The 22,410-nt window shown below is 71.7% G+C and carries 25 protein-coding genes; 11 read left to right on the top strand and 14 right to left on the bottom strand.

The window, feature by feature from the left end; all coding sequences use genetic code 11:
- Window positions 1-235 precede the first annotated feature (235 nt).
- Complete coding sequence (locus ACIQWX_RS27440; RefSeq protein WP_400876906.1) at window positions 236-2,530, top strand: ATP-binding protein; 2,295 nt, start codon at window positions 236-238, stop codon at window positions 2,528-2,530.
- Here ACIQWX_RS27440 and ACIQWX_RS27445 read toward each other — a convergent pair.
- The 7 genes from ACIQWX_RS27445 to ACIQWX_RS27475 form a co-directional block, all read right to left on the bottom strand.
- Window positions 2,527-3,339, bottom strand: coding sequence for a hypothetical protein (locus ACIQWX_RS27445; RefSeq protein WP_400876908.1), 813 nt, complete (start codon window positions 3,337-3,339; stop codon window positions 2,527-2,529). The two genes, ACIQWX_RS27440 and ACIQWX_RS27445, sit on opposite strands and share 4 nt — an antisense overlap.
- On the bottom strand, window positions 3,336-3,965 hold the full coding sequence (locus ACIQWX_RS27450) for a hypothetical protein (protein WP_400876910.1): 630 nt from the start codon (window positions 3,963-3,965) through the stop codon (window positions 3,336-3,338). The genes ACIQWX_RS27445 and ACIQWX_RS27450 overlap by 4 nt, the downstream gene beginning before the upstream one ends.
- A gap of 48 nt (window positions 3,966-4,013) precedes the next feature.
- The gene (locus tag ACIQWX_RS27455; protein ID WP_400876912.1) at window positions 4,014-5,093 is read right to left on the bottom strand and encodes a hypothetical protein; all 1,080 of its coding nucleotides are present in this window, start codon (window positions 5,091-5,093) and stop codon (window positions 4,014-4,016) included.
- A gap of 163 nt (window positions 5,094-5,256) precedes the next feature.
- Complete coding sequence (locus ACIQWX_RS27460; RefSeq protein ID WP_400876914.1) at window positions 5,257-5,835, bottom strand: GTP-binding protein; 579 nt, start codon at window positions 5,833-5,835, stop codon at window positions 5,257-5,259.
- Window positions 5,816-6,187, bottom strand: a complete 372-nt coding sequence (locus ACIQWX_RS27465) for a DUF742 domain-containing protein (protein ID WP_086680729.1) — start codon at window positions 6,185-6,187, stop codon at window positions 5,816-5,818. The genes ACIQWX_RS27460 and ACIQWX_RS27465 overlap by 20 nt, the downstream gene beginning before the upstream one ends.
- Entirely contained in the window at window positions 6,184-6,609 is a 426-nt protein-coding gene (locus tag ACIQWX_RS27470; protein WP_364461841.1) for a roadblock/LC7 domain-containing protein, read from the bottom strand. The genes ACIQWX_RS27465 and ACIQWX_RS27470 overlap by 4 nt, the downstream gene beginning before the upstream one ends.
- Before the next feature lie 52 nt (window positions 6,610-6,661).
- Complete coding sequence (locus ACIQWX_RS27475; protein ID WP_400876917.1) at window positions 6,662-9,079, bottom strand: nitrate- and nitrite sensing domain-containing protein; 2,418 nt, start codon at window positions 9,077-9,079, stop codon at window positions 6,662-6,664.
- Between the two features lie 391 nt (window positions 9,080-9,470).
- Between ACIQWX_RS27475 and ACIQWX_RS27480 the strand changes: the two genes are divergently transcribed.
- Window positions 9,471-9,752 (top strand): hypothetical protein, encoded by a 282-nt coding sequence (locus tag ACIQWX_RS27480; RefSeq protein ID WP_400876919.1) that lies wholly within the window; start codon window positions 9,471-9,473, stop codon window positions 9,750-9,752.
- 276 nt (window positions 9,753-10,028) lie between these two features.
- Here ACIQWX_RS27480 and ACIQWX_RS27485 read toward each other — a convergent pair whose 3' ends face one another.
- Window positions 10,029-10,322, bottom strand: coding sequence for a PASTA domain-containing protein (locus ACIQWX_RS27485; RefSeq protein WP_400876921.1), 294 nt, complete (start codon window positions 10,320-10,322; stop codon window positions 10,029-10,031).
- A gap of 119 nt (window positions 10,323-10,441) precedes the next feature.
- Between ACIQWX_RS27485 and ACIQWX_RS27490 the strand changes: the two genes are divergently transcribed.
- Genes ACIQWX_RS27490 through ACIQWX_RS27505 form a run of 4 tightly spaced genes read left to right on the top strand, consistent with a single transcriptional unit; the run spans window position 10,442 to window position 13,800 of the window.
- The gene (locus ACIQWX_RS27490) at window positions 10,442-11,833 is read left to right on the top strand and encodes a fatty acid desaturase (protein ID WP_400876923.1); all 1,392 of its coding nucleotides are present in this window, start codon (window positions 10,442-10,444) and stop codon (window positions 11,831-11,833) included.
- Window positions 11,833-12,021 (top strand): ferredoxin, encoded by a 189-nt coding sequence (locus ACIQWX_RS27495; RefSeq protein WP_400876925.1) that lies wholly within the window; start codon window positions 11,833-11,835, stop codon window positions 12,019-12,021. Before ACIQWX_RS27490 ends, ACIQWX_RS27495 begins: the two co-directional genes overlap by 1 nt.
- Window positions 12,018-13,172, top strand: a complete 1,155-nt coding sequence (locus tag ACIQWX_RS27500; protein WP_400876927.1) for an NAD(P)/FAD-dependent oxidoreductase — start codon at window positions 12,018-12,020, stop codon at window positions 13,170-13,172. Before ACIQWX_RS27495 ends, ACIQWX_RS27500 begins: the two co-directional genes overlap by 4 nt.
- Before the next feature lies 1 nt (window position 13,173).
- Window positions 13,174-13,800 carry a TetR family transcriptional regulator gene (locus ACIQWX_RS27505; RefSeq protein WP_400876929.1) on the top strand — a complete coding sequence of 209 codons (627 nt, stop codon included), beginning with the start codon at window positions 13,174-13,176 and terminating at the stop codon, window positions 13,798-13,800.
- A gap of 2 nt (window positions 13,801-13,802) precedes the next feature.
- Here ACIQWX_RS27505 and ACIQWX_RS27510 read toward each other — a convergent pair whose 3' ends face one another.
- The 4 genes from ACIQWX_RS27510 to ACIQWX_RS27525 all read right to left on the bottom strand — a co-directional run bounded on the left by ACIQWX_RS27510 (window position 13,803) and on the right by ACIQWX_RS27525 (window position 16,729).
- Entirely contained in the window at window positions 13,803-14,630 is an 828-nt protein-coding gene (locus ACIQWX_RS27510; protein ID WP_400876931.1) for a haloalkane dehalogenase, read from the bottom strand.
- Window positions 14,627-15,070, bottom strand: a complete 444-nt coding sequence (locus ACIQWX_RS27515) for a MarR family winged helix-turn-helix transcriptional regulator (RefSeq protein ID WP_400876933.1) — start codon at window positions 15,068-15,070, stop codon at window positions 14,627-14,629. Before ACIQWX_RS27515 ends, ACIQWX_RS27510 begins: the two co-directional genes overlap by 4 nt.
- 97 nt (window positions 15,071-15,167) lie before the next feature.
- On the bottom strand, window positions 15,168-16,361 hold the full coding sequence (locus tag ACIQWX_RS27520; protein WP_400877596.1) for a kynureninase: 1,194 nt from the start codon (window positions 16,359-16,361) through the stop codon (window positions 15,168-15,170).
- Window positions 16,358-16,729: a DUF5997 family protein gene (locus ACIQWX_RS27525; RefSeq protein WP_400876935.1), complete on the bottom strand. Its 372-nt coding sequence runs from the start codon at window positions 16,727-16,729 to the stop codon at window positions 16,358-16,360. The genes ACIQWX_RS27520 and ACIQWX_RS27525 overlap by 4 nt, the downstream gene beginning before the upstream one ends.
- A gap of 42 nt (window positions 16,730-16,771) precedes the next feature.
- Here ACIQWX_RS27525 and ACIQWX_RS27530 point away from each other — a divergent pair, with 42 nt between their 5' ends.
- Entirely contained in the window at window positions 16,772-17,485 is a 714-nt protein-coding gene (locus ACIQWX_RS27530) for a LysR substrate-binding domain-containing protein (protein WP_400876937.1), read from the top strand.
- A gap of 1 nt (window position 17,486) precedes the next feature.
- Here ACIQWX_RS27530 and ACIQWX_RS27535 read toward each other — a convergent pair whose 3' ends face one another.
- Window positions 17,487-17,768, bottom strand: coding sequence for an isoamylase (locus ACIQWX_RS27535; RefSeq protein WP_400876939.1), 282 nt, complete (start codon window positions 17,766-17,768; stop codon window positions 17,487-17,489).
- Window positions 17,769-17,927: 159 nt separating this feature from the next.
- Here ACIQWX_RS27535 and ACIQWX_RS27540 point away from each other — a divergent pair, with 159 nt between their 5' ends.
- On the top strand, window positions 17,928-18,491 hold the full coding sequence (locus tag ACIQWX_RS27540; protein ID WP_400876941.1) for a hypothetical protein: 564 nt from the start codon (window positions 17,928-17,930) through the stop codon (window positions 18,489-18,491).
- Window positions 18,492-18,828: 337 nt separating this feature from the next.
- Here the strand turns inward: ACIQWX_RS27540 and ACIQWX_RS27545 are convergent, their stop codons facing one another.
- Entirely contained in the window at window positions 18,829-19,890 is a 1,062-nt protein-coding gene (locus ACIQWX_RS27545; RefSeq protein WP_400876943.1) for a hypothetical protein, read from the bottom strand.
- Between the two features lie 122 nt (window positions 19,891-20,012).
- Here ACIQWX_RS27545 and ACIQWX_RS27550 point away from each other — a divergent pair, with 122 nt between their 5' ends.
- From ACIQWX_RS27550 to ACIQWX_RS27560, 3 genes are read left to right on the top strand one after another with little or no spacing between them, the layout of a single operon-like run.
- Window positions 20,013-20,969 carry a hypothetical protein gene (locus tag ACIQWX_RS27550; protein WP_400876945.1) on the top strand — a complete coding sequence of 319 codons (957 nt, stop codon included), beginning with the start codon at window positions 20,013-20,015 and terminating at the stop codon, window positions 20,967-20,969.
- A 46-nt stretch (window positions 20,970-21,015) separates the two neighbouring features.
- Window positions 21,016-21,807: a metalloregulator ArsR/SmtB family transcription factor gene (locus tag ACIQWX_RS27555; protein ID WP_400876947.1), complete on the top strand. Its 792-nt coding sequence runs from the start codon at window positions 21,016-21,018 to the stop codon at window positions 21,805-21,807.
- 3 nt (window positions 21,808-21,810) lie between these two features.
- Window positions 21,811-22,392: a dihydrofolate reductase family protein gene (locus ACIQWX_RS27560; RefSeq protein ID WP_400876949.1), complete on the top strand. Its 582-nt coding sequence runs from the start codon at window positions 21,811-21,813 to the stop codon at window positions 22,390-22,392.
- The last annotated feature ends 18 nt before the right edge of the window (window positions 22,393-22,410 follow it).

Consider the following 22,410-nt stretch of genomic DNA (forward strand, 5'->3'; position numbering starts at 1 on the left):
CGGTGGCACCGAGCCCGCCGATGGCCTCGACGTTGCCGGCCATCAAGCGCTGGTAGCCCTCGGCCGCACCGCCGGTCCAGCCGGGCAGGTCCGCGGCCAGCGCGGCTTTCAGGTCGGCGGAGACGTCCGTCAGCTCGGCCGCGATCCTGGTCCAGGTGGCGGCAGCGGCTCGAAGGTTGCTTCCTCCGAGGGGCCCGCATTGACCGGCCCGCGCGGACGTCCTTACGGTGCTCGGGTGGGCAAGGCCGGCACGACGTGGGGGAAGGGCAACCTGCCCGCCGACACCACGAGCTTCGTCGGGCGCAAGCCGGACGTTTCCGAGGTCAAGCGGCTGCTGACGCAGGCGCGGCTCGTCACGCTGACCGGGGTCGGCGGCGTCGGCAAGACGCGGCTGGCCGTCCAGACCGCCGCCGAGCTCGCGCGGGCGTTCCCCGACGGCGTCTGGCTGGTCGAGCTCGCCGGGCTGCAGAACCCCGCGCTCGTCGCGCACACCGTGCTCGAGGCGCTGCGCGTCCACGACGAAACCGGCCGGACCCCGGCGGAGGTGCTCGCCGAGCACCTGCGCGACCGGCGGCTGCTGGTCGTCCTGGACAACTGCGAGCACGTCCTCGACGCGTGCGCGACGCTGGCGCACGACCTGCTGCGGGCCGCGCCGGGCCTGCGGCTGCTCGCGACCAGCCGCGAGCGGCTCGCGCTGGCCGGCGAGCACCTCTGGCCGGTGTCCCCGCTGCCGCTGCCCGAGCCCGGCCGCCCGCTGCCGGGCGGGGCCTGGCTGCGCTACCCGGCGCTGACGCTGTTCGCCGAACGCGCGGCCGCCGTCGACCCGGCGTTCGCCGTCACCGCGGAGAACCAGGAGCAGGTGGCGCAGGTGTGCCGACTGCTGGCCGGCCTCCCGCTGGCGATCGAGCTGGCGGCCGTCCGGCTGCGGGTGCTGACGCTGGCGGAGCTGGAGTCCGGCCTGGAGGACTGCTTCCGGCTGCCGGGGACGGTGAAGCGCGGCGGCGAGCCCCGGCACCAGACGCTGCTGGCGGCCGTCGACTGGAGCTTCGCGTTGTGCAACCCGGCCGAGCGGCGGCTGTGGGCCCGGACGTCGGTGTTCGCCGGCGGGTTCGACCTGCCGGCGGCCGAACGCGTCTGCGCGGGCGAGGACGTCCGCGCCGGGCTCGCCGGGCTGGTGGAGAAGTCGGTGCTGATCCGCGAAGGCGGGCGGTTCCGGCTGCTGGAGCCGTTGCGGCAGTTCGGCCGGGCCAAGCTCACCGAGTCCGGGGAAGCGGCCGGGGCTCTGCGGTCCATGCGGGACCACTACCTCGAACTGGCGGTCTGCGGCGAACGGGCGTGGTTCGGGCCGGAGCAGGCGGAGGTCTTCCGCCGGACGCGGGCCGAGCACGCGAATTTACGCGCGGCGCTGGACTACAGCCTGACGGTGCCGGGCGAGCTGGAAACCGGCCTCCGGCTCGCCTCGACGCTCTGGTACTACTGGGCCGGCTGCGGGGTGTTCGGCGAAGGCCGCCACTGGCTCGACCGCGCGCTCGCGCTGTCGCCCGAACCGGGTGCGGCGCGGGCGAAAGCGTTGTGGGTCAACGGGTACGTGGCGACGCTGCAGGGCGACAACGCGGGCGCGATCGAAATGCTGGAGGAGTGCCGCGCGTACGCGCGCCGGGCCGGCGACGACGTGGCGCTGGCGTACGCGACGCACCGGCTCGGCTGCAACCTGCTGGTGGGCGACGACGTCGGCGACGCGAAGGCGTTGTTCGAAGAGGCGCAGGCCCGGTACCGGCAGCTCGGCGAGCTGAACAGCAACGTGATGCTGGCCGGCATCGAGCTGGCGGTGGCGTCGATCTTCCTGGGCGACCTCGACCGCGCGGGCGAGCTGTGCGAAGAGGCGTGCGCGACGGGCGCCGCCCACGGCGAGCAGTGGGCCCAGGCGTACGCGACGTTCGTCCAGGCCCTGGTGGCGCTGGGCCGCGGCGACTTCACCCGCGCGGCCGAGCGCGGCCGGCATTGCCTGCGCGTCAAGCGGGAGTTCCACGACCTGCTGGGGATCGTGCTGGCGATCGAGGTGCTGGCGTGGAACGAAGCGGCCCGCGGCCACTGGGAACCGGCGGCGACGATGCTGGGGTCGGCCCAGCCGATCTGGCAGGCGGTCGGCTTCCCGATGTTCGGCTCGAGGTACTTCGGTGCCCCGCACGGCGAGTGCGAGAGGTCGGCCAGGCGAGCGCTGGGCGAGGGCCCGTTCGCGGCGGCGTTCCGCCGGGGCCGGGAGTTCGGCTTGGAGGAAGCGATCGCGTACGCGCTGGGGGACGCGACACCGTCACCCGCGCCCGGCCCGTCGCGGGTGACGCCGTTGACGGACCGCGAGCGCGAAGTGGCGGTGCTGATCGCGGACGGCCGGTCGAACCAGGAGATCGCGGACAAGCTGGTGATCTCCCGGCGGACCGCGGAGGGGCACGTGAACCGGATCCTGCGGAAGCTGGGGTTCGATTCGCGGAGCCAGATCGCCGCCTGGGCGGCGCGGGTTTCGCGGCTTTAGCCGAGCCGGCTGTCCCAATCGGCGAACGAGGCCACCAGGTCCTCCGGCGCCCCGATGTCCTTCAACCGCCGCAGCTGGTCCTCGATGTAGTACCGGTACAGCGGAACCAACCCCGCCGCCAGCTCCGGCCGCAGCTCTTCGGCCTCCAGCGGGTGCCCCTCCCGGACCCGCAACGCCAGCCGCACCAACGACTTCGCCGGGGCGTCCTCCTGGGACAGGTACCACTCGATCGCTTCGTCGTTGTTCGCGGCGCGGCCCGTCTCCAGCGTGCCCGAGTACAGGAAGCGGACCGGGAACAGCACCGCCTTCGTGAACCACACCGTGTCCACCAGCAGACGGCGCGGCGAACGGAACTCCGCCGTCACCTCCGGCGTCGCCAAGACCGCGATCGCGAAGGAAGCGCTCTCCAGCAGCAGCTCCGACGCGGCCGGGCGGGCGATCTCCGCCAGGACGTCCGAGCCCAGCAGGACCACGCCGTGGTCGGCCAGCTGCAGGCGGTCCAGGGCCGGGAACCGCCCGTCGTCGCGGCCTTCGCGCAGCGCCGGCAGCGAGGCCCAGAACACCGAAAGCTTGCGGTGCAACGGGCTTCGCTCCTGCAACGCCGTCGTCGTGTCCGCGATCGAGGCGCCGTCCGCGTCGGTCAGCACCAGGGCCAGGTCGATGTCGCTCGCCGCCGGGGCGTAGCCGCCGTAGGACAGGCTGCCCAGGAGGTACGCGCCGATCAGGCGCTCTCCCAGCGCTTCCTGGTAGGCACGGGCGGCTTCGGCGGCGATTTCGCGGGCGGCCGCGGCCGGGTCGGTGCTCGTCATGCGGCCACCGTATCGCGGCGGGCGCACTCCGCGATGCGGTCCGAGACGACGCCGATCACCTGCCACGCCCGGTCGAGCACCGTGACGACGTCGTCCACCGACCAGTCGCTGCGCCGGCGCAGCAGTTCGTAGCCCATCTCCAGGTGCTCGACGTCGGCTTCGTCGTGCAGGTCGAAGTATTCGTCCTCGGGGAACGCCCGCGTGCCCGCCTGGCTGAACACCAGGCTGCCCGCTTCGAGGGCCAGGTGCGCCAGCACCGCGCGCTGCACGCCGGGCAGGATCCCGAACTGGTCGACGAACCAGGACGCGCCCGCTTCGATCACCGGGTCCCAGACCAGCTGCCGGTCCTCCGCGCGGCTGCGGGCGAGGATCTTGTCGTGCCCGATCTCCTCTTCCTGGTGCTCCAGGGCCAGGGCGCGCAGCTCCGGGTCGCTCTCGAACGTGACGCGGGCGCTGATCATCCGCTGGAAGGCGTTCGACCACGGCTGCAGGTAGGTGAGCACGGCCTTCTTGGTCTCGTCGGTCGTGCTCGCGTCGGTCAGCAGCCGGATCAGGGCCGACCCTTCGTACTCCCGCTGCCGCTGCTCGTTGTGCCGGGCCACGCGCTCGACGTCCTGCTGGGTCACGATCGGCTCCTTACCGTGGTGCTTCGGGAGATCATCTTTCCTGGCACGCTAAGCAAGATCAACAGGCGCCGGCGACCGGTCGTACACGGGGAACCGGAAGTACGTGGTGACGTCGCCGCGGCGGCCCGCTGTGCGGTAGCTCACCAGCTCGAGGATGCGCGTCCGCGCCAAGGGTTCCGGCGCCAGCGCGGCGGTGAGGAGGCGGAAGCGGCCGGGGTCGACGCCTTCGCGGTGCAGCAGCGCGGCGGTCCGTTCGACGGCTTCTTCGTCACTGGCAGCGAGATCCGGCAGGCGCAGGTAGGTCGTGGACTCGGCCGCGCGGTCGAGTCCGGCCCGGAACGCCAGGCAGCTCAAGGCCGCTTCACCGGCGTCTTCCCGGTCTCCGGCCAGGGTTTGGTACGCGACGCGCGCGTCTTCGGCGTCGTGGCTCAGCGCCACCGAAGCGACGCGGTTCACCTCGGCGAGGCCGGCGTCGTGGTTGCGGTAGTAGACCTTGACCCGCGCCTCGGCCTCGTCGGCCAGGTCCACCGCGAAGAACTCGATCTCCCGGCGGCCGTCGACGGTTTCGACCCGGCGGCGGGCGTCGTCCCACGCGGGGGCCATGCCGAGCCGCTCCATCGCTTCGGCCACCGCGAGTTCGCGGTGCGCGTGCGGCCACGGGTAGAGCCCGAAGTAGGTCTTGTGCACGATCCGCGACGGTGGGCGCCAGGCGATCGAGTGCCACAGCGGAGCCGGGGACGGCCGGCCGCCGCGCACGGTGAACGTCTCGTGCACCCGGTGCAGCCTGCGGAAACCGCTCTCCGGCGGCGGCGCGACGTCGTGACCGAGCCCGTCGAACAGCACCCGCAGCTCGGGGTGCGGCCCGGACCAGTTCACCGACATCTCGGCGGGGAACCCGTCGTCCGCCACATAGGACGGCTGCGCCGGGGTGGCCCCGATCCGTTCGTGGGCCCACGGTGGCAGCAGCGCGCGCAGCATCCGCGTGGTCCGCACGGACTGCTCCAGCGGAACCTCGAGCGCTTCACACGCGGTGGACCAGAGCCCGCACAGGAAGTCACCGAAGAGACGACCCTGAGCGGGGTAGTTTTCCCTTATATATTCAGGAAACTCCGGCTCACGACTCGTCACGACCGGATGCTATCAGTTTGATGCTTGCTCAACTAAAAAGCTGCACCCGGGTGGTCCAACCAATTGGGCCATGTGGGTTTGCCGGTGTCCGACGTGGACACGCTCGGACACATCGGACACCGGCGCCGTCCGGGGTGGACAAGGACAGGACAAACCGCAGGTCTCAGACCGGCGCGGGCAGGATCGTCATGGCGTGCTTGACCAACCGGATCAGCGCGAGCTTGCTCGAGTCCCTGTCACGCGCGTCACACATGACGATCGGCACCCGGTCGGGGACGACGAGGGCCTCGCGGATCTCGTCCGCGGTGTAGCGCGGCGCGTTGTCGAAGCAGTTCACCGCCACGACGAACGGGATCTTCCGGCGTTCGAAGAAGTCGATCGCGGCGAAGCTGGTCTCCAGGCGCCGGGTGTCGACGAGCACGATCGTCCCGATCGCGCCGCGCGCGAGGTCGTCCCACATGAACCAGAAGCGCGCCTGGCCGGGCGTCCCGAACAGGTACAGCACGTGCCGCGGCGAGATGGTGATCCGGCCGAAGTCGAGGGCGACCGTCGTCGTGGTCTTGCGCTCGACGCCGGACAGGTCGTCCACCCCGGCGCTCGCCTCGGTGAGCACCTCCTCGGTGGTCAGCGGCGGGATCTCGCTGACCGAACCGACCATGGTGGTCTTCCCGGCGCCGAAGCCGCCGGCGATGATGATCTTGACCGGCGTGGGGACCAGTTCGTCAGTACTTGATGAGGCCATCGAGAACCGCCTGGAGTGTTTCGAGGTCCGGCGACTGCGCCGGGTGGTGGGCAGGGGAGCGCGTGATCACGAGGCCGCGTTCGATGAGGTCGCCGACGAGCACGCGCACGACCCCGAGCGGGATCTTCACGTAGACCGCGATCTCGGCCACGGACACCGGGTGCCGGCACAGCTGCACGATCGCCTGGTGCTCCGGGCCCAGCCCGGCGGGCTCCTGTTCCGACCGCAGCGTCATCACCTGCGTGGAGAGGTCCAGCCGCGCGTTGTCCGCGGGCGTCCGGCCGCTGGTGATCGTGTACGGCCGGACGAGCGGCCCGGCGGCCTCGTCGTACCAGCTTTCGTCCCCGCTCACGTGGCCTCCCGCAGGATCTGCGCCGCTTCGCGCGGCGCGGACACCATGTAGTCGCCGACCCGTTTGACCAGGCGGCTCATCTCGTAGGCGATCATCTCGACGTCGACGTCGTCGGCCGCCAGCACCGCGAGGCACGCGCCCTGCCCGGCCGCCGAGACGAACAGGTAGCCGCGCTCCATCTCGATCATGTTCTGCAGCACCGGGCCGCGGTTGAACTGCTTGCTCACCCCCTTGGCCAGGCTCTGCAGGCTGGAGGCGATGGCCGACAGCTGGTCGGAGTCGTCCTTGCCCATGCCCGCCGACTTGCCGATCAGCAGCCCGTCGGCGGACAGCACGATGGCGTTCTGCGCGCCGACCACGCGGTTCACCACGTCGTCGAGCAGCCAGTTGAGATCGGGTTTGGGGTTCCCGTACTCGTTCATGCGTCAGAGACCTTGACTTTCCTCTGTGGACATTCGAAATGCTGTCGCGGACTTACGCATCGTCCGACCCGACCCGGCCCCGGCGAGTGCCCTTGTGGAACGCGGCGAGGGTCCGCGCGGTCCCCTCTCCGGGCGAGACGACGTCTTCGTCGCCTTCTTCGGGTTCGTTTTCGAGCTGGGCGACGAGGTTCTGCTGGGGCTCGCGCCGGGGCAGCCGGGGCCGGTCGTCGGCCGTCGGGGGCGGCGTCGCGGGTGCTTCGGCGGCCGGCGGCTCCGCGACCGCGGGCGCGGGCGCCGCGGCGGGCACGGCGGGCAGCGGGTCGGGCGGGGTCAGCGCGCGAGCCGGGTACGGCCTCGGCTTGGCCTCCCGCTTCATCGGGATCTGGCCGCTGAACGAGCTGGGCGTGTCCATGGAACCGGGTGCGCTTTCTGCTGCCTGCGCCGCGGGGGCGCCCACCGGGGCCAGCACCGCGGTGGTCTCCGCGGGGGAGGACCCCGGTTCTTCGGAGTGCTCGCCCTGCCGGCCGGCCAGGTGCTGGGACGGGATGAGCACGGTGGCGCGGAGGCCGCCGTAGCGGGACGGGTCGAACGTGACGGTCATGCCGAGCTTCGACGCCAGGCGCGCGACCACGAAGAGGCCGAGGCTGGAGTCGGCCCGCAGCGCCATCGCGTCGAACTCGGGCGCTTCGGCCATCATGGAGTTGGCCCACTCGCGGACGCCGTCCTTCATGCCGAGCCCCTGGTCCGACACGTCGACGACGACCCCGCGCGCGACCGCGCGGCTGGTCACCTCGACCGGCGACCCGGGCGGCGAGAACGACGTCGCGTTGTCGACCAGCTCGGCGACGAGGTGGATCGTGTCGGCCACCGCGGCGCCGACGATCGCGACGTCGGGCACCTGCTCGACCTGGACCCGGGCGTACTGCTCGGTTTCCGAGACGGCCGCGCGCAGGACCTCCATCAGCGCCACCGGCTTGCGCCAGCGGCGGCCCGGCTGCTTCCCGCCGAGGATGATCAGGTTCTCGGTGGTCCGGCGGGCGCGGGCGGCGAGGTGGTCGAGCTGGAACAGCGACGCCAGCTGCGTCGAGTTGTCCTCGCGGGCTTCCATCTCGTCGAGGATCTGCAGCTGCTGGTGGACCAGGACCTGGTTGCGGTGGGCGATGCCGAGGAACACGTTGTGCACGCCGCTGCGCGCTTTGGCCTCGCTCGCCGCGGCGTTGACCGCGGTCAGCTGGGCGGTGTTGAACGCCTCGGCCACCTGCCCGATCTCGTCGCGGCCGTGGTCGAGCTGCGGCAGCTCTTCCTTCAGGTCGACGGGCTCGCCGTTCTTCAGCCGCTCCACGATGTTCGGCAGCCGGTTGCGGGCGAGGTCGAGCGAGTCGTTGCGCAGCCGCGCGAGGCGCGTCATCAGCGCGCGGTCGACGAGCGAGCGTGAGACCCGCACCGCGACGATGATCGCCGCCAGCGACGCGAGCAGCGCCAGGATGCTGCCGATGATGACGTTGCGCAGCTGGGCGTCACCGGAGTCGATCGCGGCCGCGGAAACCTTGTCCGCCTGGGTGATCGCGAGGTCGTTGAGGCCCTGGGCGACCTGCGTGGTCGCGTTCAGCCAGTCCGTTTCGGACACCGGCACGGAGTTCTGCTCGCTCGGCGACCACGGGCCGTGCTTGACGATCGCCTGCTCGGCGGTGCCCAGCTGCTGCCACGCGGCGCTCTTGGCCAGCGCCTGGTACTTGTCGCGGACGGCCGGGTCGAGGAACGGCTCGATCTGCGCCAGCTGCGTCCGGTAGGTCCCGGACAGCTGCGCGAACTGCGCGAAGTCGTCGGGGGCGAAGGTGCCGGCCGAGAAGGCCGTCGAGACGAGCGACGTCTCGCGCGACATGGCGTCACCGGCGCGGAACACCGAGGTCGCCGTGACACCACCGGTCGCGGCGTCGGCGTCGGGCACGACGCGGGCCTGGGTGTCGAAGAGGTTGGACGCGGTGTCCATCACGCCGTTGTAGTAGCCGTTGACCTGCGCGCGGTCGATGCTGCGGAAGGAGATCTGCGAGCGCAGCACGGGCAACTGGTCGAACTGGGACTTCAGCTCGTTGACCTTGGCCGCGATCTCGTCCGGCGCGTTGGAGATGGTCGCGGCGAACGCGTCCTTCAGCGCGCCGAGCTTTTCGTCGGTGGCCTTCTGCTGCTGCTGGAGCCGGCCCGGGCCGAGCGCGGGGTCGTCCAGGTACTGCAGCGCGGTCTGGCGTTCCTTCTGGAACTCGGCCAGCGCGGACGCGGCGGGGATGGACACCTCGCGCACCGACGCGGCGACCAGCCGGACGTAAACGCCGTTGAAGAGGAAGTAGGAGGAGACCGCGATCCACAGCACGAGCAGCGTCACGCTGGGAATGAGAACGGTCCTGGTCAGCCTTTTGCGGATCGACTTGTCGTACGGCTTGTCCGACTCGTCCTGGACGTCTTTGTTCTGCACGGCGGTTCACGAACTCCTGAGTGACGGTCGGCGAAAACTCCGGACCCGGACGAGGAAGCGGACACGACGATGGGACACAGCGGCCGCCGTCACCCGTCTTCGCCTCACCCTCCGTGTTGCCGCGGAATCGATCAGGGTCCGTTTTTTACCACGAACCACTGAACGGCGGTGGTGCTGACCCAGCGTCCGGACGGGTGTCCGCCGGGCGGCGAACGGTGTTTACCGAACGCGTCCGGTTGATTACGCGCATTTCCTCTGGTAACGGCCCCGGGGTGGATTTCGCGGAGTTGCACACTGGGCCGAACGGGTGAAAGTGAATTCGTCCGGTCCGCCGCGCCGGGGTGTTCGCAAGGCGGGAAAAACGGGCAGGGCGGGTGCCTGGGAGTGCTCGGTGCGGGCGACGCTCGGTGACGGGGTGGCGAAGATGATCTTCGTCACGAACGGTGGCCGTGGCGGGGAATTCCGTGGCTGGGGCTCAGTTCTCGGGTTCGCCGAACCCGACGTCTTCCCGCGCCTCTGGCAACGGCCGACGCGGTTCGCGGACTCCGCTCGGATCCCCGCCTCGCTCACCGTTGTCCAGCGGCCCACTCCCGCGCTCGCCGCGGGTGGCTGGGCTCGGCGAGAAGTAGGAGGTGTGCCGGAGGTGCAGGCGTCGGCGGTCGGGTTCGCGTGATTTCTTCGATGGGGGGTCGACCGCACGGTCGCAAGCTCAGTCGCCGTCCGGCTCGCCGAAGCCCACGTCTTCCCGCGCCTCCGGTAACGGCCGCCGTGGCTCGCGGACTCCGCTCGGGTTGCGGCCTCGCTCATCATCGCTCAGCGGCCCACTCCCGCGCCCGCCGCGGGTGGCCGGGCTCGGCGAGTGGCGGTAGGTGTGCCGAAGGGCGCAGGTGTCGGCAGTCCGGGGTTCGCGTGATTTCCTCGATTCGGGGTCGGCCGCGCGGTCGCGGGCTCAGCCGCCGTCCGACTCGCCGAACCCGACGTCCTCCCGCATCTCCGGCAACGGCCGCCGCGGTTCGCGGACCCCGCTCGGATCCCCGCCGCCGCTTACCCACACCGTCACGGTCGCCCACCGGGTCACCGTCGCACCCGCCGCGGGCAACTGGGCCACCACCAACCCGTTCATCAACGGGTGCGGGCTGTCAGGGTCCGGTCCTTGCAACAACAACCCCGCGTCATGACCGGACAGCCACGCGTCAAGCGCCTGCCGTCCGCGGAAGTTCGGCACCACGACCTGTTCGTCCACTGCTCCTCACCCGTCCTCCAGGTTACCGAGCCGCGCAAGATTTACATAGAACCAACTATTGTCAAGCGAGATGGACATCACCTACAGTCCTGTCAAGCCAGCCAACGGAGGAGGGTGTCATGACCGCTACCGTGCCCGCGGGGTCCACCGAGCTGTGGCGCGACCGCAAGCGCTACCTGTGGCTGATCGGACTGGTCGTCCCCTCCCTGGCGTTCCTCGCCATCGGTCTGCACGCCGCCACCGGCTGGGGCGCCTGGTTCTGGATCGGGCCGGTCGTGATCCTCGTGGTCGTGCCGCTCATCGACCTCGTCGCCGGCCTCGACCGCAGCAACCCGCCCGACGACGTCCTCGAACGGCTGGAAAAGGACCGCTACTACCGCTGGATCACCTTCGCCTTCCTGCCGATCCAGTACCTCGGCTTCGCCGCCGCGTTCTGGCTCGTCGCCCACGGCGGCCTCACCGTCGCCGACAAGATCGGGCTCGCGATCTCCATCGGCTGCATCGGCGGGATCGGCATCAACACCGCGCACGAACTGGGCCACAAGAAGGAAAGCCACGAACGCTGGCTGTCGAAGATCGCCCTGGCGCAGAGCTTCTACGGCCACTTCTACATCGAGCACAACCGCGGCCACCACGTCCGCGTCGCGACGCCGGAAGACCCGGCGAGCAGCCGCGTCGGCGAAAGCTTCTACCGCTTCTGGCCGCGCACGGTCTTCGGCTCGCTGAAGTCGGCGTGGCGCCTGGAGCGCAAGCGCTACGCGCGCCGGGACAAGCACCCGTTCCGCCTCGGCAACGACGTCCTCAACGCCTGGCTGATGTCCGCCGTGCTCTGGGCGGCCATGGTCGCCTGGCTCGGCGTGGGCATCCTGCCGTACCTGGTGATCCAGGCCGTGGTCGGCTTCTCGCTGCTGGAGGTCGTCAACTACATGGAGCACTACGGCATGCGGCGCCAGCGCGTCGGCGCGGAGGGCAAGCGCCGCTACGAGCGCGTGGATCCCAGCCACAGCTGGAACTCCAACAACATCGCCACCAACGTCCTGCTCTACCACCTGCAACGGCACAGCGACCACCACGCCAACCCCACGCGCCGCTACCAGACGCTGCGGGACTTCGCCGAGTCGCCGGTGCTGCCCACCGGGTACGCCGGGATGATCGTGCTCGCGCTGGTCCCGCCGCTGTGGCGCCGGGTGATGGACCCGCGCGTGCTCGCCCACTTCGACGGCGACATCTCGCGCGCGAACATCCAGCCTTCGAAGCGCGAGAAAATCCTTGCGCGGTACGGGACCCGCGTCACCGTCGCCGCGGCGGAGCACGCCGACACCCACGGTGACGCCACCGAAGGCGGCATGTGCCCGGGCTGCGGGTACGTCTACGACGAGAAGCTCGGCGACCCGCGCGAGGGCTTCCCGGCCGGCACGCCGTGGTCGGCGATCCCGGACTCCTGGTGCTGCCCCGACTGCGGGGTGCGCGAGAAGGTCGACTTCGTCGCGCCGGGCCGGGTGGGTGCGTGATGCGGATCGACGCGGACCGCGCGAAGTGCGACGGCCTCGGCATGTGCGAGGCCATGGCACCCGACTTCTTCGAGGTGGGCGAGGACGGCACGGTCGTCGTGCTCGACGAGCGGCCCGCCGAGGAGCACCGCCAGGACGTCGCCGCGGCGGTCGACGCCTGCCCGGTACTGGCGCTGAAGCTGACATGACCCTCGTCGTCGTGGGTGCCTCGCTGGCCGGGCTGCGCGCGGTGGAGTCCGCGCGCAGCACCGGGTACCGCGGCCGGATCGTCCTCGTCGGCGCCGAAGAGCACCTGCCCTACGACCGGCCGCCGCTGTCGAAGGCGTTCCTCGACGCCGGCGGCCCGTCAAAACTCGAGCCGTTCCACCCGGAAACGGTGCTCCGGGACGAACTCGGCGTCGAACTGATGCTGGGCGCGTCCGCGGAAAGCCTCGACACCGACGCGCGCGAAGTGACGGTCGCCGGAACGGCCGTGCGGTACGGGTCTCTGATCATCGCCACCGGCGCGACCGCGCGCACCCTTCCCGGTGCACGCGCGCTGCGTACCGCCGAGGACGCCGTCGCGGTGCGCGCCGCGCTGGACACCGGTGCCCGCACGGTCGTGGTCGGCGCCGGGTTCATCGGCTCGGAGGTGGCGTCGGCGGCGCGCAAGCGCGGCCTGCCGGTGACGATCGTGGAGGCGGCGGCCGTCCCGCTCGCCCGCGCGGTGGGGGAGACCGCCGGGGCGGAGCTGGCCGCGCTGCACCACGCCGCTGGCACCGAGCTGCGGCTCGCCACCGAGGTCACCGGCGTGACCGGCGACGGCGTGCACCTGGCGGGCGGCGAAGTCCTGCCCGCGGACCTCGTCGTCGCCGGCATCGGCGCGGTCCCGGCCACGGGCTGGCTCGAAGGCAGCGGGCTGACGCTGCACGAGCGCGACCGCGGCGTGGTGTGCGACGCGACGCTGGCGGCGGGCCCGCCGGGCGTCTACGCGGCGGGCGACGTCGCGTACGTGCCGAACCCGCTCTTCGACGGCCTCGAACTGCGGCTGGAGCACTGGACGAACGCGGCCGAGCAGGGTGCGGCCGCCGCGCGGCACGCGCTCGACCCCGCGTCGGCGCGTCCCCTCGAAACCGTGCCGTACTTCTGGTCCGACTGGTACGGCAGACGCATCCAGTTCGTCGGCACCCCGCACGCCGACGAGGTCGTGTCCGCGGGCGGGGTGACGCTCTACCGCCGCGGCGACCGGCTCACCGGCGCCCTCACCGTCGACCGCCCGCGCGAAATCATGAAGTACCGGCGTCGCATCGCGGCCCGGGCCGCGTGGGCAGAAGCGCTGGCCTTCGCGGGCGCCGCCTAGAATGGCGATCATGAGTGCGGCACTTCCGGCGGCGCCCGAGGGTGGTCAGCACCGGCAGCCGATCATCACCGCGGCGATCGAGCTGACCGCGCGGTCCGGCTGGCAGGCGGTCACCATGGCCCGGCTGGCCGAGGTCGTCGGCGTCAGCCGCCAGACCGTCTACAACGAGATCGGCTCCAAGGCGGCGCTGGCCGAAGCGATGGTCACGCACGAGCTGGGCCGGTTCCTCTCGGTCGTCGACGCCGCGTTCACCCGCCACGAAGACGACCTGGTCGAGGCGATCTACGACGCCGTCCGCGCGGTCCTCGAACTCGCCGACGACAACACGCTGCTGCGCGCGATCGCCTCCGCCACGCACGGCACGGCGTCGGAGCTGCTGCCGCTGCTGACCACCGAGGCGGGCTCGCTGCTGACCCACGCGAAGGTGGTGCTGAACGCGCGCGTGGCGGCCTACGACCCGCCGTTCACCGGGGAGCAGCTGGACGTGGTCATCGACATCGTCGTCCGGACGGTGCTGAGCCACGTGATGCAGCCGTCGGACACGCCGGCCCGCACCGCGGACGCGCTGGCGTGGGTTGCCGCGCGCGTCCTCGGCGTGGACGCGACCCCGCCGCTGCGCCACCGCTGAGTTCACCGGAGGCCGTGCCGGTCCAGCCACGCCGCGACCTCGGCGCCGATCTCCTTCGGCCGGTCCTCCTGGGCGTGGTGCCCGGCTTCGCCGCACGCGACGACGTCGAGCGCCGCGATGTGCTCCCGGCACCACTGAGCCACCTTCTCCCCGATGAGCAGCGTGGGGGAGCCTTCGAACGTCATGAGCAGCTTCGGCGTCGCGGTGCTGGTGGCCAGCCACTCGTCGTAGGCCTCGACGCGCGCGACGACCTCGGCCGGCTCGCCGCCGAGCGGCAGCTGCCGCGCCCACGCCAGGACCGGACGGCGGCTTTCCGGCGTCGGGAACGGCGCCAGGTAGGGCTCGAGGTCCGCCACCGGCGTGCGCACGCCGCCGGTGAACGCCTGCTGGACGAACAGGTTCTCCTCCAGCACCATCCGCTCGCCGACGCCGGGCGTGCGGATCTTTCGCGTGCGCTCTGCGGCTTGCGGCGACACGTCGTCCCAGGCCATGGGTTTGACGATCGTCTCGAAGAACGCCACCCCGCGGACGCGGCCCGGGTGCCGGGCGGCGAAGTCGAAGGCGAGCGCGCCACCCCAGTCGTGGCCGACGAGGACGACGTCGTCGAGGCCGAGCACGTCGAACCAGGCGTCGAGGTGGCCGGCGTGGTCGGCGAAGGAGTACGCGATGTCCGGCTTGGGGGACCGGCCCATCCCGATCAGGTCGGGGGCCAGCAGGCGCCCGCCGCCGACGTGCGGCAGGACGTGGCGCCAGCCGTGCGACGAGCCGGGGTTGCCGTGCAGGAAGACGATCGGGGTGCCGGTGCCGGATTCCTCGTGGTGCAGCGTCATTTCTCGTCCTTCAGCGGGGTGTCGAGGAGGAGCGTGAGTTCGCGGGCAAGTGCTTTCGTGCGATTCCCGTCGCGGCCGCCGAGGGGGGCGAGGAGCCGGTCGAGGAGCGCGGCGACGGTGGCGATCGCGGGCTCGACGACCTCGCGGCCGCGGGGGGTGAGGCTCAGCCGGATGGTGCGGGTGTCCGCCGGGTCGCGGGTGCGCTCGACCAGGCCGTCGGCGTCGAGGGAGCGCGCCAGCTTGGAGGTGTAGAGCGCTTCGAGCCCGGCCTCGTCAGCGAGTTCCCGCTGGCTGGGGGTGGTTCCGGCGCATTCCAGCCCGAAGAGCGAAGCCAGGAAGACGTACTGCGCGTGCGTCAGGCCCGCGGGGGCCAATGCGCGGTCGACCGCCACGCGCCATTTCGTGGAGAGCCGCCAGATGAGGTGCCCGGGAGTGCTCATGCCAATACTGTACATGGCTAATAAGTACATGGCTACTATCGGACATGACATGAAAGGGTCGTTCATGTCGCCTGACGACATGAATGAGTCATTCACGTCATGCGGCGAGTTCGCGGATCCGGTCCATGGCCGCGCGGACCTCGGTGAAGCTCGTCGTCAGCGGGCTCAGCCCGATGCGGATGCCGTCGGGACGGCGGAAGTCGATCAGCACGCCGTTGTCGATCAGCACGCGCGAAAGCCGCTCGGCGTCGGGGTGCCGCAGGGTGACGTGGCCGCCGCGGCGCGCGTCCTCCCGCGGCGACGCCACGGTGAACCCGAGCGGGACGAGCCACTCATCGGCGAGGTCGAGCACCCAGCGCCCGAGCGCGACCGCCTTCGCCCGCACCCGGTCGATCCCCGCTTCCGCCAGCAGCGCCACGCCCTCCTGGACGCCCACCATGCCGAGCACCGGCGGCGTGCCGGACAGCGCGCGGCGGATGCCGGGCGCGGGTACGTACCGCTCGGCCATCCCGAACGTGTCGGCCGCGCCCATCCAGCCGGTGATCGGCTGCCCGAACGCCTCGTGGTGGCGCGCGTTGACGTAGAGGAACGCGGGCGCGCCGGGGCCGGCGTTGAGGAACTTGTACGTGCAGCCGACCGCGAAGTCGGCGCCGTCGGCGTCCAGCGCCACCGGGATCGAGCCGACGCTGTGGCAGAGGTCCCAGACGGCCAGGCCGCCGCGCTCGTGCACCACCCGCGTGATCCCGGCGAGGTCGGCGATCTCGGCCGAGCGGTAGTCCACATGGGACAGCACGACCGCGGCCGTGCGCGGGCCGGTGACCGCCGCGACGCCGTCGGCGCTCTCGATCCACCGCACTGTCAGGCCCAGTTCGGCGGCGACGCTGTCGACGAGGAACCGGTCGGTGGGGAAGTTCGCGGTGTCGGTGACGATCTCGTCGCGTCCCGGCCGCAGCGCGACGGCCGACCGCAGCACCTTGTACAGGCACACGGACGTCGAGTCGGCGACGATCGTCTGCCCCGGCGCGGCCCCGAGGGCGACGCGGCCCAGCTCGTCCCCGATCCGCTCGGGCAGCTCCAGCCAGCGCTCGTCCCACGACCGGATCAGCCGGGCGCCCCACTGCTCGGCGACGACCTCCTGGAGGCGTTCGGCGGTGGCACGCAGCGGGCGGCCGAGGGAGTTCCCGTCGAGGTAGGCGACGACGCTTTCGTCGGCGATCGGGACGAACCGGTCCCGGAACGCGGCCAGTTCGTCTGCGGCGTCGAGGCGCGCGGCCTCTTCGAGCGTGGTCAGCGGTTCTTCTCCTTGACGCGCTCGGTTTCCTTGCGCACCTCGGCCTGGGTGGCGCGTTCGCGCACCAGCCAGTCGGGGTTCTCGGTCTTGAGCGCGTCGATTTCCTCGGTGGTGAGCGCGTCGGTGATCCCGCCGCGGGTGAGGCCGCCGATGGAGATGCCCAGCTTCGCTGCGACGACCGGCCGCGGGTGCGGGCCGGTGCGGCGCAGCTCGCGCAGCCACTCCGGCGGTTCGGCCTGCAGCGCGTTCAGCTCGTCGCGCGAGACGACGCCCTCCTGGAACTCCGGGGGCGTGGCTTCGAGGTACACACCCAGCTTCTTCGCCGCCGTCGCGGGCTTCATCGTCTGGGCGGTCTTGTGCGACGTCATGCCGTCCAGGGTAGCCAGCGCCCCGCCCGGTAGCCTGACCCGGTGACCTCGTTCCGACTCGCGTACGTCCCGGGCGCGACGCCCGCCAAGTGGGTGCGGACCTGGGGCGAGCGGCAGCCGGACGTGCCGCTGGAGCTGGTGCCGGTGGCCGCGGCGGACGCGGCGGAGCTGATCCGCTCCCGCGGCGCGGACGCGGCGCTGCTGCGTTCCCCGATCGACCGCGACGGCCTCCACGCGATCCCGCTGTACACCGAGACGACCGTGGTGGTCGTCCCCAAGGACCACCTGATCGCGGCGGCCGACGAAGTGTCCACAGCGGACTTGGTGGACGACGTCGTGCTGCACCCGCTGGACGACACGATCGAGTGGGCCGCGCTTCCGGGCCGCCCGGCGGTTTCGCGGCCGGAGTCGACGGCGGACGCGGTCGAACTGGTGGCGGCGGGCGTCGGCGTGCTGGTCGTCCCGCAGTCCCTGGCGCGCCTGCACCACCGCCGCGACCTGACGTACCGGACGGTCGCGGACGCGCCGCAGTCGAGCGTGGCGTTGTCGTGGCTCGAGGACGAGACGACGGACCTGATGGAGGCGTTCATCGGCGTCGTCCGCGGCCGCACGGTCAACAGCACGCGCGGACGCCAGCAGCCTCCCGCACCGGAAAAGAAGCGTCCGGAACGCAAGCCCGCGGCGCCGAAGAAGCCGGCGGCCCGCCGGACCGGCGGCGGCGCCCCGAAGCGGGGCAAGCCGCGCCGGAGGTCCTGACTCAGTTGGTCGCGTAGACGCAGTTGCCGTTCTCGCGGTCCGGCAGGTCGGGGTCGTCGAACCAGTGGCCGTCCTCGCCGAGGTAGCGGAACTGGAGCACGGTGCCGGGCGCGACGTCGACCGAAGCCGAGCGGCGGCCGTTGGAGCGCGGGGTCAGGTGGTGGCGGCCGGGCGTCCAGTCGTTGAACGTCCCCACCACGCTCACCCGTCCGGGTGGCAGCCCGGCCGGGAGGCTGAACGTGACGCGCTGGGTGCCGGCCCGGCTCTTGCTGGTCTTGATCACGTGCTGAAGCCTTTCTCAGGGGGGCGGGAAGGAGGGCGTGCTCGGCACTGAGCGCCGACATGATGGCACAGTCGTAACGGTTCGGTCACCCGCAGTGCCCGATGGTGGTACGCAGCCGCTCAACGGTTCGCCACCGACCGGGTGGTCCTGCGGTGAACCATGATCATCTTGGTGCCGGACGTGCTTTCCGGTGCGAGACTGGCTGCCGTGACCGTCGCCGCTGATCGTCAAGTCAAGGACCCGTGTGCCTGGCTCAGCGCCGTCACCCTCGATCTCGCCGGCGCCCATCCCGCCGACACGCGAGGGGTGCTTTTGACGGTGTGGGACGGGTTGGTCGCCGCCCGGCTCGCCGGGCTGTACGCCGCCGCGGCTTCGCCCAGATGGCAAGCCCGGCAACTGCACGCCGAAGCGGTCGAGTTCGACCTCGCGCTCCAGCTGGCCCGCAACTGCACCGTCGGCACCGGCCTGGCCATCCCGGCCCGGCTGCCGGGGGCCGCGGTCGCCTGGCCGGTCGCGCGGGCCGACGCCGCCGTCGCCGCGATCACCTCCTTCTGCGCCACGGCCGAAACGATGCTCCGCCGGGCCGGCGAGCTGACGCCGGTGTGGGAGGACAGCCTGCTCGGGCCGGTCGCGCTGACCCGCTGGCTGGCCGACTGCTGGACGGGCCGCCACACGGGCTGCCCGCTGCGGCTGCCGGTGCCCCCGCCGTCGTGGTGGCGCTGACCCGTCCGTCAGGAGAAGGCTGGACGCGGGGAGAAAGGAGGCGGGGGTGGCCGGATCAGCTGTCCCGCCCACGAGACTCGCGGAGCGAACCCGCGCGGCGGTGCGCGAGGTGCTGCTGGCCGAGCTGTCTTCGGCCGGCACCCGGGCGCTCGCCGCGGGTTGTTCGCGGGAGACGCTGTTCGAAGTGCTGGCCACCCGGTTGGGTCCGGTGGTCGAAGATCCTCGTGAGCAAACGATTTCCGCCTGCGGGCCCGCGATCCCGCCGTCGGCGGCTCACCCGGCGGCCAACGTTCCTTGCCAGCAGACAACTTCTCCCTGCGCGCCCACCCCTCCACCTTCAGCGGCCGAGGATCGCCAGCACCGTCGCGACGATCCGCTCGAGCCGGACCTCGTCGGCAAGAGCGGTGGCTAACCAGTCGTCGAGGGTGGATCCGGTGTGCGGCAACCGGTCCAGCGCGGCCCCGCCGGCTCCGAACACCCGCCGGACGACCGCGCGCACCGCGGCCGGCGGGTCCTCGCCGTCCGCCAGTCTCGCCTCGATCGCGCGCAGCGCCTGCTCGGCCAGCTCCGCCAGCCGGGCGTCGTCCTCTTCGGCCGCGCCTACCAGCTGCAGCGGGACGGGCTCGGCCGCGCCGTCCGCCGGCATCGGCGCCACCGGGGCCCGCTTGTGCCCGAGGGGCCGCTCGACGTGCTCGGCGTACCACTTCGGCCGCTTGCCCATCGCCGCCAGCACCTGCCGCACCTCGAGGTCGAGCGGGTCGCGGCCCGGCGGTGGCGCGCCCGTGACCTGGGCCCGGCGCGCCGCCCAGCCGTCCAGTGGCCACAGCTCCGCGCCCGCCGTCGCCGGCACCCCGGCCCACACCAGGATCTGCACGGCGAGGTCGCACAGCCACGGGTCGCCGCCGAGGGCGTCACCCAGCCAGGCCGGCAGCCGGGGCCGTTGCAGCGCCCCGATTTCGCCGCGCCGCCGCCGGTGGGCGTCGACCGTCGCCGGGCTCAGCCGGGTCGCCAGCCAGCCGTCGAAGTTCTCGATCGGGTCCGTCGCGCGCCGCAGCGCGTGCTCCACGACGGCTTCGACGTCGTCGTGGAAGCGGTCGAGGCAGTCGGGCCGCAGCCATTCCAGCCCGCGGGCGCAGTCCGGGTGCCGCCGCTGCCGTTCCAGTGGTTTGGTGATCCGCGCGAAGACCAGTGGCCAGGCCACCGTGTAGACCGCCCCGCGCAACCGGGCGAGGTCGCCGGGCGGGGCGGCCGACGCGGAGCCGGCGAGCCTGCCGTCGCGGGCCAGCCGGCGAACGCCTTCGACGTCCACCGGTCCCGCGCACGCAAAAGTGGTGTCGAGCAACCCGTCCTCCCCGATGCCGTCGACCGGGACATGGTCGGTCAGGCGCGGAACCGGCAACGGCCGTCGGCGGGCCGAATCACCGGGGAACTGGCCACGCGCTGGCCATCCCGGGAATCACCTGATCGGCGCAGGCGCTGCCCCCGATCGCGCGGAAGTCCGCGTGCCACAATCGAAACCCCATGGCACACGAGGACGGGTTGCTCCGCGAGCTCACGACGTTGCGCCGCGGCTGGGGTCTGGAGGCCGAACGGCTGCGCGACCGGCTCGGGCCGATCGTCGCCGGGTGGTGCGAAATCCACCGCACGGCGAACGACCGCGAAGCGCGGCGCGTGCTCCGCGACGCGATTTCCGCGGCCATCGCGGAGTTCCCGGCCGACGACCGGCTCGCGGTCAACGTCGCGCTGGGCATCGCCCCCGGCTCCCAGCACGCGTTGCTCAGCGACCGCGTCGGTGTCCTCGCCGACCAGCTGCGCGTCTCCGAACGCACGGCACGGCGCCGGATCGACCGCTCGTTCGCCCGGCTGGCCGCCGAAATCGAGGCCGCCGGGCGGCCCGGCGGCGAAGTCCCGGACCCCGACCAGGGCTGGTTCGTCAAGCGGTTGCGGGCCATCGTCCGGCTCGACACGCCCGGGCCGGAGCTGATCGAGGAACGGCTGATCGTCGCGACCCGCGACGGGCTGAGCCGGATCGCCGCCCAGTTCACCGTGCCGCGCCTCGAAGACGGCCACGACGGCGAGCGCGACGTGGCCGCCGACGCCCAGCACGGCGTGCGGATCACCGACGCGAAACGGGTGGGGCAGCGGCACTTCCGCTGGTTGCTCGACCTCCCGCGGCCGCTGTCGCGTGGCGACACCCACACGTACGCGCTGGTGATCCGAATCCGGGACGGCCTGCCGATCCGGCCGTCGTACACGTTCGTGCCGCTGGTGACGTGCGAGTCGTTCACGGTGCGGGTCCGCTTCGACCCGCGCCGGCTGCCGTGGCGGGTGTGGCGGGTGGACCGGGTGCCGCCGTCGGTGCTCGCCGACCCGCCGCAGCCGGGCGCGCCGCTGCCGCTGGACGGCGCGTGCGAGGTCGCGCAGGAGTTCACCGCCCCGCAGCTGGGCTACGCCTACGGCCTCCGGTGGCTGACCTAAAAGATATTCCTTGACTTGAATATTCTGCCATGTGAATACTGGGCACATGGACGGGATCGCGGCAGCACTGGGCGACGCGGCGCGCTGGCGTCTGGTCGAGCTCCTGGCGGAGCGGCCCAGATCGGTCGGAGAGCTGGCCGAGCTGACCGGCCTGCGCCAGCCGCAGACGACCAAGCACCTGCAGACGTTGGCGCGCGCCGGCCTCGTCACGGTGTTCCCGCTGGGACAGCGCCGGGTCTACGCGCTCGAAGCCGAGCCGCTGGCGGCGTTCGCGGCCCGGGTGGCGGACCTGGCGAAGGAGACCGAAGCGCACCGGGGTGAGCGGGACGTGGTCGCGCGATACCGCGAAGCGGTGGAGGCGGAGACGGCGGCGGCGGACCGCGACAGCTGGGCGGACGGCCGGGCGTTCGGCTTCGAGCGCGCACTACCGGCGGCGCGTGACGTCGTCTGGCGGTACTGGACGGACCCGGCGCTGCTGTCGTCGTGGTGGGTACCGCCGTCGATGACGGTGACGACGTGCCTCCTGGAGCCACGCCCGGGAGGCAAGGCGGCACTGGCGTACCGCGACGCGGACGGCGAGTACCGAGCGGAAGGCTGGGTCCGCGTGGCGGAGGAGCCAGGAAGGCTGGCATTCGACCTGGCGGTAACGGGAACGGCATCGTTCACCGGCCACTACGACCTGGAGCTGACGCCGGGACCGAACGGCACCCGCTTGCGACTGGGCCTCCGCATCACGGCAACAACGGTGGAAGCGGCCCCGGCGATCGCCGGAATAGAAACGGGCTGGGGCCAGGTCTTGGACCGCCTCGCCGAAGTACTGACACAGCAGAAAGGCTGAAAAATGACCCGCAGAGTAACCGCAAACCTGAGCCTCACGCTGGACGGCCGTTACCAGGGTCCGGGCGGCCCCACGGACATGAGCGCAATAGTCTCGTACGCGACAACAGAGGTGGCACGCCACCACCTGACCCAAATCTGGGAGAACGCAACAACGGCAGTACTGGGCCGCGTGAACGCGGAAGGTTTCCTGGGTTTCTGGCCAACGGTAGCGGCGGACGAGAACGCGGACCCCCGAGACCGGGCGTACGCAAAATGGCTGGTAGATGCCGAAAAGGTGGTGTTCTCGACAACATTGACCGAGGCGCCGTGGAACCGAGCCCGCCTGGCAAACGCCCCAGTAGCGGAGGTGGTCAAGGATCTGAAGTCCACCGGCTCGGGAGACATCCTGATCAACAGCAGCGCAAGCCTGATCAAGCCCCTACTGGCAGCGGATTTGCTGGACCGCATGTACATAATGATCTGCCCGGAGATAGCAGGCGGAGGCCCCCGCCTGTTCGAGGACGGCCTACCAGCATCGTCATGGCACCTGACCCACCAGGAAGCAGGCGAGAAGGGCGAACTGGCCCTGGTGTACGACCGCTGAATGTCCACTGTGGACCCA

This window comes from Amycolatopsis sp. NPDC098790 (assembly GCF_044759945.1).
Lineage (GTDB): Bacteria > Actinomycetota > Actinomycetes > Mycobacteriales > Pseudonocardiaceae > Amycolatopsis.

What these genes read in the sequence shown, in the direction of transcription:
- ACIQWX_RS27445 (WP_400876908.1), bottom strand. Translation starts at nt 3,339, where the DNA reads ATGACGAGCACCGACCCGGCCGCGGCCGCCCGCGAAATCGCCGCCGAA.
- ACIQWX_RS27460 (WP_400876914.1), bottom strand. Translation starts at nt 5,835, where the DNA reads ATGGCCTCATCAAGTACTGACGAACTGGTCCCCACGCCGGTCAAGATC.
- ACIQWX_RS27470 (WP_364461841.1), bottom strand. Translation starts at nt 6,609, where the DNA reads ATGAACGAGTACGGGAACCCCAAACCCGATCTCAACTGGCTGCTCGAC.
- ACIQWX_RS27490 (WP_400876923.1), top strand. Translation starts at nt 10,442, where the DNA reads ATGACCGCTACCGTGCCCGCGGGGTCCACCGAGCTGTGGCGCGACCGC.
- ACIQWX_RS27495 (WP_400876925.1), top strand. Translation starts at nt 11,833, where the DNA reads ATGCGGATCGACGCGGACCGCGCGAAGTGCGACGGCCTCGGCATGTGC.
- ACIQWX_RS27500 (WP_400876927.1), top strand. Translation starts at nt 12,018, where the DNA reads ATGACCCTCGTCGTCGTGGGTGCCTCGCTGGCCGGGCTGCGCGCGGTG.
- ACIQWX_RS27505 (WP_400876929.1), top strand. Translation starts at nt 13,174, where the DNA reads ATGGCGATCATGAGTGCGGCACTTCCGGCGGCGCCCGAGGGTGGTCAG.
- ACIQWX_RS27510 (WP_400876931.1), bottom strand. Translation starts at nt 14,630, where the DNA reads ATGACGCTGCACCACGAGGAATCCGGCACCGGCACCCCGATCGTCTTC.
- ACIQWX_RS27515 (WP_400876933.1), bottom strand. Translation starts at nt 15,070, where the DNA reads ATGAGCACTCCCGGGCACCTCATCTGGCGGCTCTCCACGAAATGGCGC.
- ACIQWX_RS27525 (WP_400876935.1), bottom strand. Translation starts at nt 16,729, where the DNA reads ATGACGTCGCACAAGACCGCCCAGACGATGAAGCCCGCGACGGCGGCG.
- ACIQWX_RS27540 (WP_400876941.1), top strand. Translation starts at nt 17,928, where the DNA reads ATGATCATCTTGGTGCCGGACGTGCTTTCCGGTGCGAGACTGGCTGCC.
- ACIQWX_RS27550 (WP_400876945.1), top strand. Translation starts at nt 20,013, where the DNA reads ATGGCACACGAGGACGGGTTGCTCCGCGAGCTCACGACGTTGCGCCGC.
- ACIQWX_RS27555 (WP_400876947.1), top strand. Translation starts at nt 21,016, where the DNA reads ATGGACGGGATCGCGGCAGCACTGGGCGACGCGGCGCGCTGGCGTCTG.
- ACIQWX_RS27560 (WP_400876949.1), top strand. Translation starts at nt 21,811, where the DNA reads ATGACCCGCAGAGTAACCGCAAACCTGAGCCTCACGCTGGACGGCCGT.